Source organism: Butyricicoccus sp. OF27-2pH9A, from assembly GCF_027693185.1.
In the GTDB taxonomy this organism is placed as follows: domain Bacteria; phylum Bacillota; class Clostridia; order Oscillospirales; family Butyricicoccaceae; genus Agathobaculum; species Agathobaculum butyriciproducens.
In genome coordinates, this window is the sequence record NZ_JAQEXK010000004.1 from 25,363 (window position 1) to 45,596 (window position 20,234).

21 protein-coding genes are annotated in these 20,234 nt (G+C 54.9%); 11 read left to right on the top strand and 10 right to left on the bottom strand.

Features of this window, described 5'->3' with window-relative positions; translation table 11 throughout:
- The first annotated feature begins 21 nt into the window (after window positions 1–21).
- On the top strand, window positions 22–597 hold the full coding sequence (locus PG722_RS05000; RefSeq protein WP_181967672.1) for a TetR/AcrR family transcriptional regulator: 576 nt from the start codon (window positions 22–24) through the stop codon (window positions 595–597).
- 317 nt (window positions 598–914) lie between these two features.
- Here PG722_RS05000 and PG722_RS05005 read toward each other — a convergent pair whose 3' ends face one another.
- Entirely contained in the window at window positions 915–2,045 is a 1,131-nt protein-coding gene (locus tag PG722_RS05005) for an MGDG synthase family glycosyltransferase (RefSeq protein ID WP_270579842.1), read from the bottom strand.
- Window positions 2,046–2,306: 261 nt separating this feature from the next.
- On the opposite strand from PG722_RS05005, the gene murC reads away from it, so the two are divergent.
- The 4 genes from murC (at window position 2,307) to PG722_RS05025 (ending at window position 6,058) form a co-directional block, all read left to right on the top strand.
- Window positions 2,307–3,683: a UDP-N-acetylmuramate--L-alanine ligase gene (murC, locus tag PG722_RS05010; RefSeq protein WP_270579843.1), complete on the top strand. Its 1,377-nt coding sequence runs from the start codon at window positions 2,307–2,309 to the stop codon at window positions 3,681–3,683.
- A 598-nt stretch (window positions 3,684–4,281) separates the two neighbouring features.
- Entirely contained in the window at window positions 4,282–4,893 is a 612-nt protein-coding gene (locus PG722_RS05015) for a cytidylate kinase-like family protein (RefSeq protein ID WP_110436100.1), read from the top strand.
- Window positions 4,894–4,991: 98 nt separating this feature from the next.
- Window positions 4,992–5,372: a hypothetical protein gene (locus PG722_RS05020; protein WP_270579844.1), complete on the top strand. Its 381-nt coding sequence runs from the start codon at window positions 4,992–4,994 to the stop codon at window positions 5,370–5,372.
- A gap of 65 nt (window positions 5,373–5,437) precedes the next feature.
- Entirely contained in the window at window positions 5,438–6,058 is a 621-nt protein-coding gene (locus PG722_RS05025) for a hypothetical protein (RefSeq protein WP_270579845.1), read from the top strand.
- A gap of 40 nt (window positions 6,059–6,098) precedes the next feature.
- On the opposite strand, the gene PG722_RS05030 is transcribed toward PG722_RS05025, so the two are convergent.
- Entirely contained in the window at window positions 6,099–6,665 is a 567-nt protein-coding gene (locus PG722_RS05030) for a hypothetical protein (protein WP_270579846.1), read from the bottom strand.
- A gap of 164 nt (window positions 6,666–6,829) precedes the next feature.
- Between PG722_RS05030 and PG722_RS05035 the strand changes: the two genes are divergently transcribed.
- Window positions 6,830–7,210: a metallopeptidase family protein gene (locus PG722_RS05035; protein ID WP_117489962.1), complete on the top strand. Its 381-nt coding sequence runs from the start codon at window positions 6,830–6,832 to the stop codon at window positions 7,208–7,210.
- 40 nt (window positions 7,211–7,250) lie between these two features.
- Here PG722_RS05035 and PG722_RS05040 read toward each other — a convergent pair whose 3' ends face one another.
- The 5 genes from PG722_RS05040 to PG722_RS05060 form a co-directional block, all read right to left on the bottom strand.
- Window positions 7,251–7,775, bottom strand: coding sequence for a transcription repressor NadR (locus tag PG722_RS05040; protein WP_110436105.1), 525 nt, complete (start codon window positions 7,773–7,775; stop codon window positions 7,251–7,253).
- A 552-nt stretch (window positions 7,776–8,327) separates the two neighbouring features.
- On the bottom strand, window positions 8,328–8,774 hold the full coding sequence (locus PG722_RS05045) for a HEPN domain-containing protein (RefSeq protein ID WP_270579847.1): 447 nt from the start codon (window positions 8,772–8,774) through the stop codon (window positions 8,328–8,330).
- Entirely contained in the window at window positions 8,758–9,069 is a 312-nt protein-coding gene (locus PG722_RS05050) for a hypothetical protein (protein WP_117489954.1), read from the bottom strand. The genes PG722_RS05045 and PG722_RS05050 overlap by 17 nt, the downstream gene beginning before the upstream one ends.
- A complete protein-coding gene (locus tag PG722_RS05055; protein ID WP_270579848.1) occupies window positions 9,066–9,806 on the bottom strand; it encodes an acyl-[acyl-carrier-protein] thioesterase in 741 nt (246 codons plus the stop codon). Before PG722_RS05055 ends, PG722_RS05050 begins: the two co-directional genes overlap by 4 nt.
- 27 nt (window positions 9,807–9,833) lie before the next feature.
- On the bottom strand, window positions 9,834–11,132 hold the full coding sequence (locus PG722_RS05060; protein ID WP_270579849.1) for a glycoside hydrolase family 10 protein: 1,299 nt from the start codon (window positions 11,130–11,132) through the stop codon (window positions 9,834–9,836).
- Between the two features lie 232 nt (window positions 11,133–11,364).
- On the opposite strand from PG722_RS05060, the gene PG722_RS05065 reads away from it, so the two are divergent.
- Genes PG722_RS05065 through PG722_RS05075 form a run of 3 tightly spaced genes read left to right on the top strand, consistent with a single transcriptional unit; the run spans window position 11,365 to window position 13,150 of the window.
- Entirely contained in the window at window positions 11,365–11,565 is a 201-nt protein-coding gene (locus tag PG722_RS05065; protein WP_270579850.1) for a hypothetical protein, read from the top strand.
- Between the two features lie 40 nt (window positions 11,566–11,605).
- Window positions 11,606–12,451: a PfkB family carbohydrate kinase gene (locus tag PG722_RS05070; RefSeq protein ID WP_270579851.1), complete on the top strand. Its 846-nt coding sequence runs from the start codon at window positions 11,606–11,608 to the stop codon at window positions 12,449–12,451.
- Between the two features lie 60 nt (window positions 12,452–12,511).
- Window positions 12,512–13,150, top strand: a complete 639-nt coding sequence (locus PG722_RS05075) for a phosphoribosyltransferase (protein ID WP_116705155.1) — start codon at window positions 12,512–12,514, stop codon at window positions 13,148–13,150.
- A 468-nt stretch (window positions 13,151–13,618) separates the two neighbouring features.
- Here PG722_RS05075 and trmB read toward each other — a convergent pair whose 3' ends face one another.
- Window positions 13,619–14,254 (bottom strand): tRNA (guanosine(46)-N7)-methyltransferase TrmB, encoded by a 636-nt coding sequence (gene trmB, locus PG722_RS05080; protein WP_243283069.1) that lies wholly within the window; start codon window positions 14,252–14,254, stop codon window positions 13,619–13,621.
- A gap of 248 nt (window positions 14,255–14,502) precedes the next feature.
- Here trmB and malQ point away from each other — a divergent pair, with 248 nt between their 5' ends.
- Both malQ and PG722_RS05090 read left to right on the top strand, forming a co-directional pair.
- Window positions 14,503–16,059 carry a 4-alpha-glucanotransferase gene (gene malQ / locus PG722_RS05085; RefSeq protein WP_270579852.1) on the top strand — a complete coding sequence of 519 codons (1,557 nt, stop codon included), beginning with the start codon at window positions 14,503–14,505 and terminating at the stop codon, window positions 16,057–16,059.
- Between the two features lie 83 nt (window positions 16,060–16,142).
- The gene (locus PG722_RS05090; protein ID WP_270579853.1) at window positions 16,143–17,381 is read left to right on the top strand and encodes an HAD-IA family hydrolase; all 1,239 of its coding nucleotides are present in this window, start codon (window positions 16,143–16,145) and stop codon (window positions 17,379–17,381) included.
- Between the two features lie 44 nt (window positions 17,382–17,425).
- Here the strand turns inward: PG722_RS05090 and PG722_RS05095 are convergent, their stop codons facing one another.
- Window positions 17,426–18,358, bottom strand: a complete 933-nt coding sequence (locus PG722_RS05095) for an AEC family transporter (protein ID WP_270579855.1) — start codon at window positions 18,356–18,358, stop codon at window positions 17,426–17,428.
- Between the two features lie 87 nt (window positions 18,359–18,445).
- Window positions 18,446–20,116, bottom strand: coding sequence for a formate--tetrahydrofolate ligase (locus PG722_RS05100; RefSeq protein WP_270579856.1), 1,671 nt, complete (start codon window positions 20,114–20,116; stop codon window positions 18,446–18,448).
- Between the last annotated feature and the right edge of the window lie 118 nt (window positions 20,117–20,234).

Sequence of the window (20,234 nt, forward strand, 5' to 3'; positions counted from 1 at the left end):
ATATGAATGGAGTGGGATACCATGGCAGAAGTGGAGGATAAGCGCATCCGACGAACGAAAAAGCTGCTGCGGCAGGCACTGACGCGGCTGATGCAGCAGAAGGACTTCCAGAGCATCACCGTGACCGACGTAGTGCGCGAAGCGGATATCAACCGCGGCACATTTTATGCGCATTATCGGGACGTGTATGACCTGCGCGATAAGATCGAGACAGGGATGATCGAGGATTTCCGCGGGATGATCGCAGCCATCCGTCCGAGTGAGACGGTAACGCTCAAGCTGGTGCTCAGCCGTCTGATGGATTATCTGGAGGAGAATCGTGAGATCGTCACCGCACTCATCAAGGTCAATGCACCGGATGGTTTCGGCAAAAAGATGATCGGCGTTATCGAGGAATGCCGCATGGAGCTGCTGCCGTACCGCAGTGTCGAGGATGCGTATGCTGCACGCTTCCTTGCGACCGGTGTCATCGGCATGACCGAAAAGTGGATCACTGAGTCGCAGCCCATCCCGAAGACCGAGATGGTCAGCCTGATCACTAAGCTGCTGACACCGCTGACACCGCTGGTGCCGCAGTCAGATGCAGCGCAGAACTGAGTAAATCAGTAGGAATTTAACGGCACGAAAGGGAGTACCCGCAGGCGGGTACTCCCTCAGTCTGTCGATAAAGTCAATCTATCGTTTTTACTTTTCGTGCGGCAGCACGCATAAAATAGAATTTGCATAGCAAATTCATAATTCCCGGGGGCGTGTACCTCGGGAATTATACAAGGGACGAAAAATTGTGCCCGCAGGGCGCGGCTTTTCGTCAAGATTCGATTGAAAGCGTGGTTTCAATCGAGAGGCTGCTCGAAAAACGGAGTTTTTCGACAGCCTCAGGGAGTACCCGCAGGCGGGTACTCCCTTTCACTGTATTATCGTTTACGCAGGACAAATTCAGCCAGCCGTTCGGTGGCATCCGGATGGGCAATCTCGCTCATGGTTCTCCGCACGGTCTCCAGCCGCACCGGATTGCGGAACAGCTCGTACACCGCCTCGTCGATCGGGAAGTGCTTGGTAATGAGCGCCGCCATGCCGTTGTTGACCAGAAAATCAACATTGCGCTCCTCGTGACCGGGGATCGGATCGAACAGCAGCATCGGCAGGTTTTTCGCCAGAGCCTCGGACACGGTAAGACCGCCCGGCTTGGATACAATACAGTCGGACGCGCTCATCATCACCTCTACGTTGTGTACAAAGCCGTAGGGATAGATCCTGCAGCTGCCCTGATAGTGTGAGGCAAACTGCTCTACATGGTAGAGCATCTTTTTGTTGTTGCCGCATACCACAAGAAACTGGAACGGCGTACCGATCTGCGACAGGCTTTCGATGTTCTTCACATGGTCGGCGTGGCCCATGCTGCCGCCCATCAGCAGGATGGTTTTCTTATTCGGGTCAATGCCGAGCTGTGCCGCCGCGTCCTCGCGGGACAGCTTTTCGTTGAATTTCGGGTGCACCGGAATGCCGAACGGCAGGATGCGGTCCTCCGGAATGCCGCGCTGCACACAGCGGTAGGTGAGCAGTTCACTCGCAGTGACGATGTACTGCACGCGCGGCACATCCTCCCAGTACGGGTGGAGCGTGTAGTCGGTAACAATGCCGATGGTCTCAATATCGGCGAGTTTTTTGCGTTTTTTCAGTTCATCGACCATCTGCGCCGCAAAAACGTGCGTACAGATGATAACATCGGGCACATGGTTTGCAATGACCTTGGCAAACTTGGACGCACCGAGTGCGTTGATGATATTGATAATGCTCGGCGCAGAGTTAAAATAGCTTGCGCCGTTGTTCTCGGCCAGTTGGTAGACCAGACGATACAGCGTCTGCATGTGTTTGGAGGAGAACAGATAGCCCTTGTCGATGGTGGTTTTGATCAGGTTGCTGATATAGGCGTAAACATCCAGTGTGTGAACTTCCGCGCCCTTGGATTCCAGCATGTCGCCGATGGCCTTTGCGGTGGCATGGTGGCCGAATCCGGCGGTGACGGATAAAATCAGTACTCTCATACAATGCCTCTCCTTATATTGCGGCGTTTGTGCTGACCGGACTGGTCAGCACGCCTAAAGATATTTTATCGTAAACATGTGAAAAAATCAAACTACACTTTAGTTAAATGTATGCGGATAAGCGATATGCAGCGGTATTTCCGGTATCATATATTCCTTTTTTTCAGGTCCGGCAGGAGTTTTTCTCGGTTAGCTATTTTATTCCGGGCGATTTTGTACTATAATAAATCTGATAAACAAAAATACAGGAGGCTTAGGGAAATGGCTCTGTCTATTAAGCCCTACATTGAAAATAAGGAACGCATCCACCTGATCGGCATCGGCGGCGTATCCATGAATTCACTTGGCGAGCTGCTGCTCAGCCGCGGTGTGCCGATTTCCGGCTCTGACCGTCTGCGTACGGATGTTACCGCACGGCTGGAGGCTCTGGGTGCAAAGATTACCTACGAGCACAAGCCGGAGAACGTCGAGGGTGCGTCGCTCATCGTGCGTACCGCTGCTGTGCATGATGACAATCCGGAGATTGTCCGCGCCCATGAGCTGGGCATTCCGGTCATGGAGCGTGCCGAGGCATGGGGACACCTCATGCGCGATTATGACAACGTGGTTTGTCTGGCAGGCACGCACGGCAAGACAACTTCCACCTCGATGATGACGCTCATGACCATGGAAGCGCAGATGGACCCGACCGTTATGGTCGGCAGCAACCTGCCTGCCATCGGCGGTACGCTCCGTATCGGCGGCAAGGGCTGTTTTGTGGCTGAAAGCTGCGAATACTGCAATTCGTTCCTGCGCTTTGCACCGACCGTTGCGGTTATCCTCAATGTGGAGGAGGATCATCTCGACTTCTTCAAGGATATCAACGATATCATCCACTCGTTCCACGAGTTTGCCGAGCTGACCCCGATGAACGGCCTTGTTGTCGTCAACGGCGATGACCCGCATGCAATGCGCAGTGTGGCAGGCATCAACCGCAAGGTCCGTACCTTCGGCACGAGCGCAACCTCGGACGTTTATCCGACCGACGTGCGCGATGAGAACGGCTACTACCGCTTTACCGTTATGGTAGAGGGGAAGGAGTACGCTAAGGTGGCGCTGTCCGTTCCGGGCCGTCATAACATGCTGAATGCTCTGGCGTGCTGCGCCGCTGCCGAGTTTCTCGGTGTGCCGGGTGACGCTGCCGAGTGCGGTCTGAACAAGTTCACCGGTTCGTCCCGCCGTTTCCAGCTGGTCGGCAAAATGCCGAACGGCGCAACCGTCGTAGACGATTACGCGCATCATCCGAGCGAGATGAAGGCCACGCTGAACACCGCGAAGGAAATGCACTTCGACCGTATCCTGTGCGCATTCCAGCCGCACACCTATACCCGCACCAAGGCGCTGTTCCACGAGTTTGTGGACGCGCTCAAGCTGTGCGATCAGGCGGTTCTTGCTCCGATCTATGCCGCCCGCGAGAAGAATACCATCGGCATTTATTCCTCGGATATCGCCAGGGAGGTGCCGGGCGCGGTATCGTTTGACAGCTTTGACGAGATTGCGGATTATCTCCGTAAGGAGGCAGGCCCGAATGATCTGGTGCTCACCATGGGCGCCGGCAATATCAATGAAGTCGGACCGATGCTGATCAAGAATAAGTAAAGAGATAACGAGAAAACCCGCTTTCGAGCGGGTTTTCTTTTGCCAAATTGAGAATTGAAAATGGAAAATGGAGAATTGACGTGACGGTTTTATTTTTCATTTGTCCATTGGCAATGTTGCAAATCAGATAGACGACGGGGTGAAGGCAACCCGCCCTACAATATAGATGGTGAAATTCGCAGGTGCCATGCGTAACAATGTGCAAACGAGTTGCGCGACACAGATGTGTCGCGCCTGCGGAGAGTAACCGATATGTGTAGCAGTAAGCTGTCTATGAACTGCGAATATTTCACGAAACAAACGTAAGAGTAACCCGACTGTCGTTCTCCTTTTCGGAGCGGTTGCCGGTCTCTGGTCTGCGTCAGGCTAAGAAATAAAGGAAACGGGATTCACAAGGGTGGAAACCTTGGTGTCCATCCTTGTGCCCACCGCCGTGGGTGCGGCGACGTTCCCGCCGCCTACAGGCAGCAATTCCAACCCGATTTACAGAATGAAAAAAATTTTGAATCCTACTTGACAAAAACGCATAAATGGTTCATACTACAGATATAGAGAATTGTACAATTTGTATAATTCCGGTTGGTAAGGAGGGTGCGTTATGAATAACAACTTGATTATTACTATTGGTCGTGAATATGGTACCGGTGGTCGTGAGATCGGTCAGAAGCTGGCGCTCCGTCTGGGCGTTCCGTTCTATGACCGGGAACTTATTACCCGTGCGGCTAAAAAGACCGGATTTGACGAAAAACTGTTTGAGCAGCTCGACAAGCGTGCCACCAACAGCTTCCTGTACTCGCTGACGATGTTCGGTTCGGTTGGTCTGAACGGCATGAGCCTGACCGATCAGCTGTATCTGGCTCAGTCCAATATCATCCGCGAGATGGCAGAGGATTCCTCGTGTGTTATCGTTGGCCGCTGTGCAGACCATGTACTGCGTGACTTCCCGAATAAGTTCGATTTCTTCATCCATGGCTCGATTGAGGACCGTGTAAAGCGCGTTCAGACCTGCGGTGATTACGTCATCGAGGGCAAGACGCCCGAGGCTGCTCTCGAAAAGATGGATAAGCAGCGTTCTACCTATTACAATTACTATACCGGCAAGGTATGGGGCAAGTGCGACCATTACGACCTCTGCATTAACGCAGGCCGTCTGGGCGTTGAATATTCCACCGATATTATTCTGGAGTACATCAATCGCCTGAAGAAGTAACTGCTGTATAGGGAAAAGAGAAAAGAGAGAGTGCGGAAAGGTCGTCCCTTGCGGACGGCCTTTCGCATTTTTACAGATAAAAGGATAGGAGAAAAACGATGAAAATACGAAGAATTATTGCTGTATTCGCAGCGGTTTTTGTACCGTTTCTGCTATTTCGTGTGGGATCGGGATTGACCGAGCAGCAGAATGTCACACTGCGCGATTATACGGTTTCCGAGGATGGGAAAACGCTGACACTCCATGCAGCTGTCTTTCCGCCGATTGAGGATATCCGGGATTATAAGGACGAGCCGAAGAACGGCGAACATTATCTCACGTTTTACAACGCATTCGGCAGTGCAAACACGATGAGTGCGGGATATACCGTTGTCCTGCCGATTGAGGATATGGATAAGGCGGTTTATTTTAATGATGCCGACGGCTTCCATCTGGTTCTGCAGAAGAATGAGCTGACCGGTGAGTGGGTACGACCGTAAATTTCCGCAGAACAGGGAACCCAATCGCCCCCGATTTCGTCTAACCGGACAAAGGAGGAATTGCTATGAAGAGATTGCTTTCAGGAACACTTACGGCGGCTCTGGCGCTTGGTCTGATCGGCTGCGGACAGCAGGAGGAATGTGCTGAAAAGCCGGTCATCTACCTATATCCCGAACAGAAGACAGCGGTTTCCGTATCGTTGGACTACGCGGGCACGCTGACCGCAACCTATCCGGCGTATGAGAACGGCTGGCACGTAACCGCCGAACCGGACGGCACGCTGTATGACGAGGCCGGAAATGAATACTCCTACCTGTTCTGGGAGGGCGAGGACAAGACCGACTACGACTTCTCCACCGGCTTCTGCGTAGCAGGAGCGGACACAGCGGACTTTTTCCGCGAAAAACTGGCCGAGATCGGACTTACCCCGCGCGAGTACAACGAGTTCATCGTGTACTGGCTGCCGAAAATGCAGGATAACCCGTACAACCTTATTTCGTTCCAGTCCGAGGCGTACACAGATGCCGCCAAGCTGGACATTGACCCGACACCGGACAGCGTTCTCCGCGTATTCATGGCGTGGAAGCCGCTGCACAGGGCACAGAGCATTGAGCCGCAGACATTCACGTCGTTTGCGAGAGACGGCTTCACCGTTGTGGAATGGGGCGGCTGCGAGGTGAAATAAGAAAAGAAAAACACCCGTCATTGACGGGTGTTTTTGCAGTTTACGAAACTCTGCTAGTGCGCATCGTGCCGCTGGCCGGACGCCAGATCAGCAGAGACAGCGCATAGTCGATCATCGAATGAATGAACGAGCCGAGCAGCACCAGACCGAGCAGAATGCGAACGGTTTCCACGCCGGACAGGCCCTGACCGAAGTAAACCGGTACGCAGACTAGGGTTTCCAGTGCCGCGTGGATGATGCTGAGTACCGCACCAAGACCAAACAGCTTTGCGTTGCGGTTTTCAACCTGCTGACGGAAGTCAATCAGCTCCGGGTGCTTCTGCAGATAGTATGCACCGAGCGCAACCCAGACAACGTGGGTCAGCGCACGCAGGACGACCGGCATGGTGAAGCCGCCGACCAGAAAGCCAAGCGTCGTGCCGACTGAAACGGCCACGCCGACAGCCGGAGAAATGAACATCGCCAGAAAAATAGCAACGTGGCTTGCCAGCGTGAAGCTCATCGGGTCGAGTCGAATCTTTACAGGAGAAAAAATCGGGATGATGATGCCGATCGCACACAGTACGCCGGCCAGCGCCAAATGATACAAACTTTTACTCTTAACCATGGGAACAGGTCCTTTCCAATATTTGAGTTGTGAACAGATAGAAGTATACAACATAAAACAACACCTGTCAAGACACCTTGTTCACAAAAAGTTTGGTTGCCTGTAAAAACAGGTTATGCTATAGTAAGGGCAGATAAGCAGCAAGGTCAGAAAGGAAGACAGGCATGATCTCGATTGACCGATTTGAAGAAATTTTATCCGATCTTGCGGAGGAGATTCCGCAGTCGTTTTACGAGGAACTGAATGGTGGTATCGTCGTGGAACCCGGGTATCTTCTGCACCCGGAGGACCGCAGCGGCACGCTGTATGTGATGGGGCAGTACCGCATTGATCCGGCGATGGGCAAGTATATTGTAATGTACTACGGCTCGTTCAAGCGGGCGTACCGCCATTTGGATGAGGACGAGCTGACCGAAGAAATGCGAAAAGTCCTGCGGCATGAATTCCGCCACCACGTTGAAGGACGAGCCGGTGTGCGTGATCTGGAGGTCTGGGACGCGGAGCAGATCGCCATGTATAAGGAACAGCAGGCGGATAACGAGTAAAAGAAAACCACCCGAACGAAACCTGTCGTTCGGGTGGTTTTTAGTTATCCTCGAGCAGCAGAAAGCCTTTGTCCTTGAGCCCCTGAATTACGCGTTCGAGCGTTTTCTCATCCGTAGCGCGGATGGTGTGCAGGTGGATGCCGCCGGTCAGGTTGGACAGCGGCCGGGAGCCGGACTGCTGAATCTTCTCGTTAAACGCGTCGGCGTCATACCGCGAGAAAATATGCAGCGGTGCACAGATCTGACCGTATACAGCGTGCTCGACCGTCACATCAATCACGGCTCCGCCGAGATCGACGACCGTGTATAGCTCCTCAAGCATGCGGCTGTTGTCGTGGTGGCTGACAATGTGTCGCTCCGCACAGGCCGGCGCCGAGGTGTTCTCCAGAATATATCCGCGCGGCGTAGCGAGCACGGCCAATCCGCCTGCACGTAGCAGCGCAACATCGCCTACAATAATCTGGCGGCTGACACCGCATTGCGCGGCCAGCGCGGTCGCCGATAACGGCCCGTTCGCCTGTGCAAGCAGGTGGGTGATTTTAGTGCGTCGTTCCGCAGCGTTCATGGTTAGTCACTCCTTACATCCTTATATGATAGCAAAAGTTGACGGAGTATGCAAGTGTCAAGATGGGAGAGATTATGCAAGGTAGGAGTTAGGAGTGAGGAGGTAGGAGTTTCGTAGAGAGTGAAGAGTGGAGAGTTGAGAGTGAAGAGTACCAAATTGAAAATTGAGACTGGAGAATGGAAAATGAACGTAAAATTCGACGAGATGCACAATGAGCACCCGACAAACGAGTTGCGCGACACGGGTATCACCAAGGGGATCTTCTCTTGCCCTTCGGGCAATTCACCCTGTGTCGCGCCTGCGGAGAGTAGCCGATATGTGTAGCAGTAAGGTATCTGTGAACTGCGAATATTTTACGAAACAAACGCAAGAGTAACCCGACTGCCGTTCCCCTTTTCGAAGCGGTCGCCGGTCTCTGGTATGCGCCAGACTAACAAACAAAAGGAAACTGGAGTCCCAAGAGGATAAAAACCTTGGTGTCTATCCTTTTGGAACCCCAGCTAAGGGTTAGCACCTATTCCTAATTCGTTAGGCAAACAGCGCAAATAAAAATTATCTGTGCTGCACAATCTCATGCGGTCTCCCGCCCTCATACAGCTGTTGCCGAATCGCGGCAAACATCCGCTCTGCCATATCCAGATACCGGCGGACCTCCAGCTCATCAATCTCAAACGGCAGGTCGGTTGGATACCGCGTCTCAATATATAAATCGTTGAGCGCCGCACTCTCGTCCAGATATTCGGAGAACACCTTCGAGTCCAGCTGGATCGCCTGACGGCACAGGTACGTCAGGTTGTGTCCGTCAAAATGCCGTCCGGTGCGGAACAGCAGATAGCCTTTCAGTGCCTTTTCAATCGCCTGCTGGCAGTGGAACGCGATGTTGTAATGGTCGCCGCCGTAGGTCAGCAGCAGACGTGCGGCCTGCAGGTCGCACAGCGCCTTGTCCAGCCATTTGTAGTAAAAACAGCTGTCGGATGCACCTTTACGTCGCCTGGTCATAAATCACCTTGCCTTTCCGGGCGATCCATGCGGCATACGAGGTACTGTCCGTGCAAAGCTCCGCCCATTCCTCGGTGGTGTAAACGCTCAGACTGACGGGTACGGAAACCGTAATCGCCAGGTGCAGGTGTGTGCGCAGTGTGCGGCAGTTGGCGCTTTCCGGCACGATAACGCAAAGGCTGAACGCCTTGAGCTTGTCGGTTGCCATCGTACGCTTTTCCGCATACAGGATGATTTTGACCGGCTGGCACGCGCCCAAAATGTCGCATACAGCCTGCTCGATCGCTTGCGTCATACCAATCCCTCCTTCGGGTCGGGCAGCGGCGAAAGCGTGGCAAGCGCCTCAAAGCGGGTTCTGCCATCGGCTTCACCGCGAATGTAACGTGCGCTGTCCGCCGTGCCGGTCAGCAGCGAAAGCGATTCGCCGCAGGCGGTTTCGGCGGTGTAGTTGACCTGCAGCTCGGAGACAAAACCCGGCTGCTTGTACAGGTCGAGCGCATCCGAGATCAGCTCGACCGCACGCACGTTGTTGACATGATTGTTGACATCCAGATCCGAATAACGGACCTCGTGAACATGATGCAGGCGTACATTGTCGCACGACAGCTTGGGCAGCGGCGCGAACAGCTCTCCGCGGGAGGTGTGCAGGTACTGCTCGGCTTCGGGAAATGCGCCCGGACGCACAATACGGCGGGTCTCCGGGTCGAGCGTTACCCACATGGACTGTGCGTCGCCGACCGGCTTGTTATCCACAAAGAACGAGAAACTGCGGTACCAGCTTGCACCCTTGATGCCCGGACACCACGTTTCGCACCGCAGCCGCTCATACGGCAGCAGCGGACGTGTCAGCCGCGCTTTCATGCGCGAGAGCACCCACACGATCCGCAGATCGAGCGGACCGATGTGCAGCGCTTCTGCGTGGACGGTCGCCGCGTCCTGCATGATATTCCACAGGAAGGACGGCCTGGCAATGCCGCGGTTGTCAATGTGGCTGTAATTCACCTCATATTCACGGGTGAGTAGATCGACCATGGGAATGCACCTCCGAAAAATGTGCGGTTAGCGGAACAGGGAAACGATAAAGCGGGAAAGCATATCCAGCAGGGTAGCCTGCCGCTGTGCTTCCTCCTGGGTGATGGTGCCGGAATTGTCGGCATCCGGCTTGGTGACCGGCTTATCCTCCGCGTAGTGCGCGGTCAGGAAGGCCGGACAGCCGTCGATGGACTCAAGGGAGGCATAGCTGAAAAATACCTCGCCCTGAATATCTATGCTGTCATCGAGCAGCGTAAGCTGACGCTCGATTTCATCCGTGCCGTACCAGGTATCACCGGGCTGCGCTTCCGCCGAGCGGTATGCGCCGATGCCGATGTACAGCGCCACATCGCTGGTGGAAACCGCCTTCTGCCACCACTTGACGAGCGTCTGGAAGTCAGCAGGCTCAAAGCCGATCGACCAGTACAGCTGCGGACAGATATAGTCTACTGTGCCGGCGTTGATCCACTGCAGGGAATCGCAGTACAGTTCGCTGAACGAGGACTGCCCCTGCGTGTTGCTGCCCTTGGAGTTTGCGCTCTTGTTTTCCCAGATACCGGCGGGACTGACACCGAACGAGAGGTTCTTATCCAGCGTATGCAGTGTCTCATTCAGAGCAGCGATGAGTGTGTTGACGTTGTCGCGTCTCCAGTCGCCGATCTTGCTGAAATCCTGACCGTAGCGCTCGTAAGTCGCCTCATCGGCAAAATCCGTACCCGGATAGAAATAGTCATCCAAATGAATGCCGTCTACGTCGTAATTCTTGACGATCTCAGCCGCACCGTCTACGACAAGCTGCTGCACCGCCGGAATACCGGGATCGAAGTAGTAGTTATCGTTGTACTTGACTACCCACTCCGGGTGCTGCTTGGCCGGACTGGAATCCGGGATTGCGTTCCATTCGTCCTCGCCGTCAATCGTAATGCGGTATGGGTTGATCCACGCGTGCAGCTGCAGACCGCGCTCGTGCGCTGCGGTTACCCAGTAGCCGAGGACGTCAAAGCTGCCGTTCGGTGCCTGACCGGCCGTGCCGCTGACGTAGCGGCTCCACGGGAACAGCTCGGACGGATACAGCGCATCTGCGGAAGGCCGAACCTGAAGGAATACCGTGTTCAGGCCCATTGCGGCAATATTGTCCAGCTCGGTATCGGCCTCGGCCTTGAGCTGGTCGGCGGTCATGCCCTGCTCGGAGGGAAAATCAATATTATGTACGGACGCGACCCAGACACCGCGCATATTGTCCTTTGCGGGCTGAGCGGCGTAAGCGCCCGGTACCATCAGCATGGTCAGTACCAGCACGATGGATAGAATGCGTTTTTTCAGCATGAAGAAGCTCCTTTTATCTGGAAGCTGCTTTCATAACCATTGCATACCCTGCTTGTGAAAGCAACTTCGCCAATTTGTTACCCTATATTATACCACAACTGATCGGGAAATTTAAGTACATAATGTGAATTCTGGCAGACAGGTGCGTTGACAGAAAAGGTTTTTCATTGTATGCTGAAATACAGACAGGGCAATACCGAATAATTGAACAAGAGCGATTTGTGAGTAAATTTTGCGTACTGACAAGACGCGGTTTCTTGCAATACTTGCCGTATTGCAAGAAATCTCGGCAGCGCGGACGGAACTCGCGCAAGGAACCGAAGCCAAAATCAGAACACAAAATTTTCGCAAAGTGCCGCGGCAGCGCGACCGGAGCCTGCGCAAGAAGCCGCGGCAGCGCGACCGGAGCCTGCGCAAGACGCCGCTGCTTTAATTGTACGGTGTTGCCATAGAGTAAGAAGGAGAGCAAATCCATGCAGAAAAAGGTTTTAGCGCTGCACGATCTGTCGGGTTTTGGACGTTCGTCGCTTGTGCCGATCATTGCAGCGATTTCGGCGGCAGGACACCAGTGCGTGCCGCTGCCGACCGCATATTTTTCCACGCATATGGCCATTCCCGGCTGGGAAACGGTCGATCTGACCGGCGTTATGCCGCGTGTTATCGACCAGTACGACCGGTTAGGGTTACGGTTTGAGTCGGTGTACGCGGGCTTTCTCGGCTCGGCAGATCAGATCGACTGCGTGCGGGATGCTGTACTGCGGCTGAAATCCGAAAACGGCACGGCGTTCATCGACCCGGTGATGGGCGATAACGGTGAGGTCTACGCCACCTATACACCCGAAATGTGCACGCGTATGCGCGAGTTGTGCGAAATTGCGGACATCATCACGCCGAATACGACCGAAGCGGCGATCCTGCTCGACCGCGACCCGGCCTCCGCACCGCAGAACGAAACGGAAGCGCAGGAGTGGCTGCATACACTTCACAGCCGCTACGGCGCACAGGTTGTGCTGACCGGCCTGGATTACGAGCCTGGGAAGGTCGGCTCCGGCTGTCTGTCTGCGGATGGCGGCATCATCAGTCTGCACGAGAGAATCGCGCAGTATTATCCCGGCACCGGAGACCTGTTTGCGGCGGTCGTGCTCGGCGCACTGCTGAACGGCAGGGCGCTTGCCGATGCCTGCGCGCTCGCCGGCGAGTTTGTCAAGGACTGCATCGCCTACACCGCCGCGCAGCATACCGACCCTATGCATGGCGTGCAATTTGAAAAGCTGCTGCCGCGCCTTTTTTCTTGCCACGAGAACCAGACTGAGGTATAATATAGATAGATTCTCAGATATTCCCCGATAGGGGTGCGCTGTAAGAAAGGTGGTTTTTGTATGAAGCAGTCGATCCGCATTACCTCCCGTGTGAACAAACGGCTTTACGCGGACGCGATACCGGGGCATTTTGCCACGAATCATTCGCACATCAACTACTATATTGATATGTCCGAGATCAAACACCGCATGGCAATGTCCAGAGAAGCCGCGCGCAGCATTGCATACCAGTTCTCGTCCACTAGCATTGATACACTGCTGTGCATGGAAGGCACGGAGTACATCGGCGCGTATCTCGCCGGTGAGCTGTCGAGCGTGGGCATGGGCAATGTCAACAGCGGCAAGGATATTTATCTTGTTGAGCCGGACAGCAATGTCAACGGTCAGTTTGTGTTCTCGGATAACCTGCGCCATATGATCGAGCACCGCAATGTGCTTGTGCTGGTCAATTCCGCATCCACCGGTCAGACCTTCTCGCAGGCGAAGGAGTGCGTCGAGTATTACGGCGGCCGCGTCTCCGGCTTTGCGGCGCTGTTCTCCAATATCAGCGAGCTGAGCGGCAAAAAGGTTGTCAGCCTGTTCTCCGGCGCGGATTTTCCGCATTACCAGAACTTTGTGCGCGGCAAAGCCTGCCCGGACTGTGCCGCAGGCACTCCACTGGATGCAATCGTCACCCCGAGAGGGTACAATAAGCTGTAACAGGCAAGAGGAAAGCGTGTGCTTTCCTCTTTTTTATGCGTATAGAATGGAAAATTGAAAATTGAGAATGGAAAATGAACGCGATGGTTTCTCTCGCCCTTCGGGCAATTCACCTTGTGTCGCGCTTGCAGAGATGAAATGGTATGTGTAGCAGTATGGAATCTGACACTGCGAATAGGTAGAGAAATGGGCGCACTCTGTGCGCCCCTACGGAAGAAAAAATCCTCTGCCGTTCCCCATTTTCGAAGCGGTCGCCGGTCTCTGGTCTGCGCCAGACTATCTTAGGAAAGGGGTGATTCACAAGAGGGTGGAAACCTTGGTGTCTACCCTCTTGTGCCCCTGCCGGGCAGGCAAGATTTCGTTCGCTTCGCAAGCGCTCAACCACCGTCTGGCAGAGACTAACAAACAATACTGATAACCGAAACTTTGAAAAAGCAAAAGAGGAAGGTAAAAACCTTCCTCTTTCGTTTATTTTTTCAGAAATTCCGGCAGACGGCGGCGCGCCTCCAGACGATAAATCCGGTAGCCCTCCGCGGAGAACTTCTCCTCATACTCGGTCATGACATTGCCCTCAAAGTCCGAGTTATGCAGATCGAGCGAGATATTCTGAATCAGCCAGCCAAACTGGCAGATCTCCTGCAGACTCCACTCGAAAAAGCGCTGATTATCCGTCTTAAAGCACAGATCACCCTGCTGACGGAGGATTTCATCGTATACTTCCAGGTACGCACGCCAGGTCAGCCGGCGCTTGCGCTGACGGTTGGGCGGCCATGGATCGGAGAAATTCAGGTAAATGCGGTCCACCTCACCGGGCGCGAACACCTCGCGCAGCTCGGCCGCGTCAAAGGATACGAACCGCAGATTGGGCAGCGGCTGCTGCTGGCAGCGCTCGGCCGCCATAATGAGCGCGCCTTCCTCGCGCTCGACCGCGATAAAGTTTACATCCGGGTGCTGCTCAGCCATGCCGATGGCAAAACGGCCCTTGCCGCAGCCGATCTCCAGATGGATCGGATTGTCGTTGCCGAACAGGGCGCGCCACTTGCCGCGTTTTTCCTTCGGCTCGAACGCCATAACGTCCGCACAGGCGGCAAATCGAACGTCCAAGTTTTTCTTTTTGCGCATTCTCATGCGTGATAAACCCCTTACATCAGTGTTATAGTACGGAAAACTGTCCTCAAACAGGACGAAAAAAGAGTAAGCTGCCGCAGAATACTCCGGTCTGTGGCACATCTTCTGCAATAATAGACATAATATTATACCACAGAGAGATAGCCGGGCACAACCGTTATCTCAGCTAAATTTACAGAAAGACCACAATTTTCACAAAAAATATGCAAATTTGCAGATAGTTCTTGGTTAAATACTACATTTGTGCTATAATAACAACAGATCCACTGACAGAGGGAGAGAAGGATATGTTTAAGCGTTCCAGCGGCGTGCTTGCGCACGTCACTTCACTGCCTTCGCCGCACGGCGTGGGCACCATGGGCAAAACCGCCCGTGATTTTGTAGATTTTCTGGCAGCGGCGCATCAAACTTACTGGCAGGTGCTTCCGCTCGGTCATACCGGCTTTGGCGATTCGCCGTACCAGTGCTTTTCGGCAGCGGCAGGCAATCCGTATCTGATCGACATGGATCTGCTCGTTGAGGACGGTCTGCTCACCGCGGATGAGGTTCGTCAGGGCGACTTCAACGCTTCGGCGGATACCGCGGATTTCGAGCAGCTGGCCGATACCCGCTGGCCGCTGTTCCGCAAGGCATACAGTCGCGTGACACCGGAAATGCGTGAGAAAATTGCCGTCTTCACTGAGAAGAACAGTGAATGGCTGCCGGATTACGCGCTGTTTATGGCGCTCAAGGAGGAGAAATACCATCACATGCCGGTCTACATGTGGCCGGACAAGGATGTGCGCGACCGCAAGCCTGCAGCACTCGAAAAAGTGACCGCAGAGCTGCGTGACGAGGTGGATTTCCGGATTTTTCTGCAGTATATCTTCTTCAAGCAGTGGACGGCACTGCGCGAGTATGCCAACGAAAAGGGCATTCAGATCATCGGTGACATCCCGATTTACGTTTCCGCCGACTCGTCCGATGTATGGACGCACCCCAAGCTGTTCAAGTTAAAGCCTGACCGCAGCCCCAAGCTGGTAGCAGGCGTACCGCCTGATTACTATTCTGCAACCGGTCAGCTGTGGGGCAACCCTGTGTACAACTGGACGGCGCACAAGGCGGAAAACTACGCGTGGTGGATCTGGCGCATGAAGAGCAACATGGCGCTGTTCGACGTGGTGCGTCTCGACCATTTCCGCGGTTTTGCCGCTTACTGGGAGGTCGGCGCGGACGAGGAGACCGCCATCAACGGAAAGTGGCGCAAGGGTCCGGGCATGGAACTGTTTAACGCCATCGAGAAGGCACTCGGTCCGGTGCCGCTCATCGCGGAGGACCTCGGCGTGCAGACCGATGAGGTCAAGAAGCTGCTCGAAGAAAGCGGTTTCCCGGGCATGCGCGTGCTGATTTTCGGCTTTACGCCGGATTACGACAACGAGCATCTGCCGCACAACTATAAGCCGAACAGCATCGTCTACACCTCGACCCATGACTCGCAGACCGTGTGCGAGCAGATCATGGACATCTGCTCCGAGCCGGAAAAGCAGTTTGCATACCGCTATCTGCGTACCTCGCACGCCGAGGCCATGGGCTGGAGTGCCATCAAGTGCGTATGGGCGTCCTCGGCGAACATCGCTATGACGACCCTGCAGGATCTGCTCTCGCTCGGTGCGGATTCCCGCATGAATACGCCTGCCACTATCGGCGGCAAGAACTGGCGCTGGCGCGTGCGCGCGGAAGCGCTCAACCCGACGGTTTCGTCCATGCTCGGTGAAATTACCAAGACGTATATGCGCGGGTAAGAAAATGTGCTATAATGATACCGCATCACGGGATTCTGTGGTGCGGTATTCTATTTTCACGGACAAGAAAAGGACGAATATGTATGAAAATTACAACGGCCATTTTTGATTTGGACGGTACGCTGCTCAACACGCTCGGTGATCTGTGCGACAGCGTGACCTATGCCGTCGAGAAGCATGGCTTTCCGCCGGTGAGCATGGAGCAGACGCGCATCCGCATCGGCAACGGCGTACGCAAGCTAGTCGAGCGCAGCATTCCCGAGGAGAGCCGCACGGACGAGATGATCGACACCTGTCTGGCGGATTTCCGCGCGTTCTACGGCGAGCACATGATGAACCGCACGCATCCGTATGAGGGCATTGTTTCGGTGCTCGAAACGCTCAAGGAGAACGGCGTGACGGTCGGTGTGCTGTCGAACAAGTACGATTCCGCCGCGAAAGCGCTGATTGAGCACTATTTCGGCGATCTGGTGTGCATTACCTATGGCGAACGCCCGAATATCCCGCGCAAGCCGGATCCGACAAGCGTGCTGCAGCTGCTGGACGAGCTGGGCGGCGACAAGGAAACGACCCTCTACATCGGCGACAGCGCGACCGATATGCAGACCGCAGTAAACGCAGGACTGACCGCCATCGGTGTTGCCTGGGGATTTCGCTCGGCGGAGGAACTGCGTGCATCCGGTGCGGACGCGCTTGCATATGAGCCGAGCGATCTGCTGCCGCTGTTCGCGTACGGCGTGCCCGATGTGAGCAAGGCGGAGAAGGCTCTGACCGGCTACGGCTTCGGTTTCCACTACTTTGAAACGAAAGACGAGGCGGTTTCCTACCTGAGAGACACCTGTGCAGGCAAATCCGTGTCGATGGGCGGCTCAATGACGATGAAGCAGCTTGGTTTTCCGGAGAACTTTGCGGACAGCACGGACGCGCACTGGCATTGGATCGACAAGGGCGTGTACTGCCAGACGCCGGACGTTTACCTGTCTTCAGCGAACGGACTGAGCGAGACTGGCGAGATCGTCAACATCGACGGCAAGTGCAACCGCGTGGCGGCCACGCTGTTCGGACCGAAGCGCTGCATTTTCGTGTGCGGCGTGAACAAGCTGCGTCCCGACCTGCAGAGCGCCATCGAGCGGGCAAGAAATATTGCCGCTCCGCTCAATGCCAAGCGGCTGAATAAAAAAACACCGTGTGCGGTTGACGGCAGATGTCACAACTGTAAAAGCCCGGAGCGTATCTGCCGCGCCATGGTCATCCATATGGGCGTGCCGAGCGGATTTGAAAGCTGTGAGGTCGTGCTCATCGGCGAAAAACTGGGCTTCTGACAAAAAGAAAACCGTGTATTTCATTCGAAATACACGGTTTTTTGTTAAATGAGCACCTCAAACACCCATACCATCAGCGGCATGGTGAGAATGGAGAACAGCGTTGTGAGCACATATAGTGCACTGGAATACTCAGCATCGCGGTCGTAAAGCTGCGCCATCGAAGTAACGGTAGCGCACGCAGGCGTGATGCACGCGAGATACACGGTCAGCAGAATGCTGTGTCCATCCGGAATCCAGCTTGCCGCACCGATGACGCGAAGCAGCAGTACCGTGATAATCGGGCAGATAATCAGCCGCAGCAGCACAGGAACATAATGCCGACGGCGCATAAACAGCTGGCGGAGCGGCGTGTCCGCAATGACGATACCGGCCAGCAGCATGCCGATTGGGCCGACCATCGCGCCGAGCTGAGCAAACAAATCGTTCACCAGACCGGGCAGCGGCAGCCGCAGGATGAACAGTGCACCGCCGATCAAAATGGCGATGATATTGACATTGCCGATGATCTTTTTCCACGCAAAGCCGCGCGTACCGCAGAGCAGACTGCGGCAGTGCGTCCACAGGAGAACCTGCTGTACGACGAGGAACGCACAGGAATAGATCACATAATCCCCGCCAAGCAGTGCCCGCACCAGCGGAATGACCAGAATGCCCGCATTCGTGTAGATGATGCAGGTGCGCTCAATCACATCCAGCCGCAGCGGACGGCGCAGCAGCCGCGCCAGTAGAAGAAGCAGCGCGTGCAGCGCAATCGCCAGCGCAAAGGCGTACAGCAATCCGGTAACAACGGCAGGAGAGTAATCCACCTGAAAGGCGTTGATGATGACGCACGGCATGACCGCATACACCATCACGACCGACAGCACGCGGCTGTCCGCACTTTTGAGCAGCCGGACCTTGACGAGCACGCAGCCGATCAGAAGAATGAGAAACAGCTCGGCAATCTGCTGCGCTAAAATAAGACTGATTTGCATAATATCACTTTCACAGCAAAAAAGAAGAGGGAAAAGTGGAGAGCATACCGCAGCCGGTGTTCTCTCCACTCTTCATTTGAATTGTATTTAGAACAGACCGGTGATCTTACCGTTGCTGTCTACGTCGATCTTCTCTGCAGCCGGAACCTTGGGCAGACCGGGCATGGTCATGATCGAGCCGGTCTCTACAACAACAAAGCCTGCACCGGCAGCCAGACGAGCGGTGCGCACGTTGACAACAAACTCGGTCGGGCGGCCGAGCAGCGATGCGTCATCGGAGAGCGAATACTGCGTCTTTGCAACGCAGACCGGCAGGTTGCCGTAGCCCATCTCGGTGATGTTTGCCAGCTCCTTCTTTGCGGCAGGCGCGATGGTCACGCCGAGTGCACCGTAAATCTCCTTGGCGATCTTGCGGATTTTGTCCTCGAGCGGGAGCGAATCCTCGTACAGCATGTGGAAGTCGGCCTTGCCCTCATCAAGCACAGCCAGAACCTCGTTGGCCAGCGCCTGACCGCCTTCGCCGCCCTTGGCAAATACCTCGGAGAGTGCTACGCGCACACCGCGCTCGGCACAGTGCTCGCGGATGAAATCCATCTCCTCGTCAGTGTCGGTCGGGAATGCGTTGACGGCAACAACGACCGGTACGCCGAACTTCTTCATGTTATCCAGATGTGCATCCAGATTGCAGATACCGTGCTTCAGCGCATCCATGTTCGGCTGATTGAGATCAGCCTTGGCTACACCGCCGTTGTACTTGAGCGCGCGGACGGTTGCAACCAGTACGATGCAGTCCGGAGCCAGACCGGCCTTGCGGCACTTGATGTCCATGAATTTCTCTGCGCCGAGGTCAGCGCCGAAGCCTGCCTCTGTGATGGCAATATCACCCAGCTTGAGTGCCAGCTTGGTTGCCTGCACGCTGTTGCAGCCGTGTGCGATATTGGCGAACGGACCGCCGTGCATCAGACAGGGCGTGCCCTCGAGCGTCTGAATCAGGTTGGGCTTGATGGCATCCTTCATCAGTGCCGTCATGGCGCCCTCTGCATGCAGGTCGCGGGCGTAGATCGGCTTGCCGGCGTAGCTGTATGCCACCAGAATATCACCGAAACGCTTTTTCAGGTCGTCCAGATCAGCGGCCAGACACAGGATAGCCATAACCTCGGACGCTACGGTGATCATGAAGTGATCCTCGCGCGGCACACCGTTCACCTTGCCGCCCAGACCGATGGTGATGTTGCGGAGAGCACGGTCGTTCATGTCCATTACGCGGGTGAACACAATACGGCGCGGGTCAATGTTCAGCAGATTGCCCTGCTGCATGTGATTGTCCAGCATGGCGCACAGCAGGTTGTTTGCTGCCGTGATGGCGTGCATATCGCCGGTAAAGTGCAGGTTGATGTCCTCCATCGGCACAACCTGCGCGTAGCCGCCGCCTGCCGCGCCGCCCTTGATGCCGAATACCGGACCGAGAGACGGCTCACGCAGTGCGATAATCGCGTTTTTGCCCTGTTTGCACAGTGCCTGCCCCAGACCGACCGAGGTCGTGGTCTTGCCCTCGCCGGCAGGCGTCGGGTTGATGGCGGTAACGAGGACCAGCTTGCCGTTTTCCTTTTCCTTCACCTTGGTCCACACGTCTGCGGACAGCTTTGCCTTGTACTTGCCGTACAGTTCCAGATCATCGGCATCCAGACCGGCAGCAGCGGCAACCTCGGTGATCGGGCGCATCTGACAGCCCTGTGCGATTTCAATATCGGATAACATGAAATTCCTCCTCTATTTTGCAGCGGGTAACATAATATATTCATTATATCAATACTTCGTCCGGTTTTCCATACAAGCACGCGAAAAATTTGCCGAAATTGTTACTCGCAAAGAGGGG

What these genes read in the sequence shown, in the direction of transcription:
- PG722_RS05050 (WP_117489954.1), bottom strand. Translation starts at nt 9,069, where the DNA reads ATGACGCAAGCGATCGAGCAGGCTGTATGCGACATTTTGGGCGCGTGC.
- PG722_RS05000 (WP_181967672.1), top strand. Translation starts at nt 22, where the DNA reads ATGGCAGAAGTGGAGGATAAGCGCATCCGACGAACGAAAAAGCTGCTG.
- PG722_RS05025 (WP_270579845.1), top strand. Translation starts at nt 5,438, where the DNA reads ATGAAGAGATTGCTTTCAGGAACACTTACGGCGGCTCTGGCGCTTGGT.
- PG722_RS05040 (WP_110436105.1), bottom strand. Translation starts at nt 7,775, where the DNA reads ATGAACGCTGCGGAACGACGCACTAAAATCACCCACCTGCTTGCACAG.
- PG722_RS05030 (WP_270579846.1), bottom strand. Translation starts at nt 6,665, where the DNA reads ATGGTTAAGAGTAAAAGTTTGTATCATTTGGCGCTGGCCGGCGTACTG.
- PG722_RS05045 (WP_270579847.1), bottom strand. Translation starts at nt 8,774, where the DNA reads ATGACCAGGCGACGTAAAGGTGCATCCGACAGCTGTTTTTACTACAAA.
- PG722_RS05055 (WP_270579848.1), bottom strand. Translation starts at nt 9,806, where the DNA reads ATGGTCGATCTACTCACCCGTGAATATGAGGTGAATTACAGCCACATT.
- PG722_RS05015 (WP_110436100.1), top strand. Translation starts at nt 4,282, where the DNA reads ATGAATAACAACTTGATTATTACTATTGGTCGTGAATATGGTACCGGT.
- PG722_RS05075 (WP_116705155.1), top strand. Translation starts at nt 12,512, where the DNA reads ATGAAGCAGTCGATCCGCATTACCTCCCGTGTGAACAAACGGCTTTAC.
- PG722_RS05060 (WP_270579849.1), bottom strand. Translation starts at nt 11,132, where the DNA reads ATGCTGAAAAAACGCATTCTATCCATCGTGCTGGTACTGACCATGCTG.
- PG722_RS05090 (WP_270579853.1), top strand. Translation starts at nt 16,143, where the DNA reads ATGAAAATTACAACGGCCATTTTTGATTTGGACGGTACGCTGCTCAAC.
- PG722_RS05070 (WP_270579851.1), top strand. Translation starts at nt 11,606, where the DNA reads ATGCAGAAAAAGGTTTTAGCGCTGCACGATCTGTCGGGTTTTGGACGT.
- murC (WP_270579843.1), top strand. Translation starts at nt 2,307, where the DNA reads ATGGCTCTGTCTATTAAGCCCTACATTGAAAATAAGGAACGCATCCAC.
- PG722_RS05005 (WP_270579842.1), bottom strand. Translation starts at nt 2,045, where the DNA reads ATGAGAGTACTGATTTTATCCGTCACCGCCGGATTCGGCCACCATGCC.
- PG722_RS05100 (WP_270579856.1), bottom strand. Translation starts at nt 20,116, where the DNA reads ATGTTATCCGATATTGAAATCGCACAGGGCTGTCAGATGCGCCCGATC.
- PG722_RS05095 (WP_270579855.1), bottom strand. Translation starts at nt 18,358, where the DNA reads ATGCAAATCAGTCTTATTTTAGCGCAGCAGATTGCCGAGCTGTTTCTC.
- PG722_RS05035 (WP_117489962.1), top strand. Translation starts at nt 6,830, where the DNA reads ATGATCTCGATTGACCGATTTGAAGAAATTTTATCCGATCTTGCGGAG.
- PG722_RS05020 (WP_270579844.1), top strand. Translation starts at nt 4,992, where the DNA reads ATGAAAATACGAAGAATTATTGCTGTATTCGCAGCGGTTTTTGTACCG.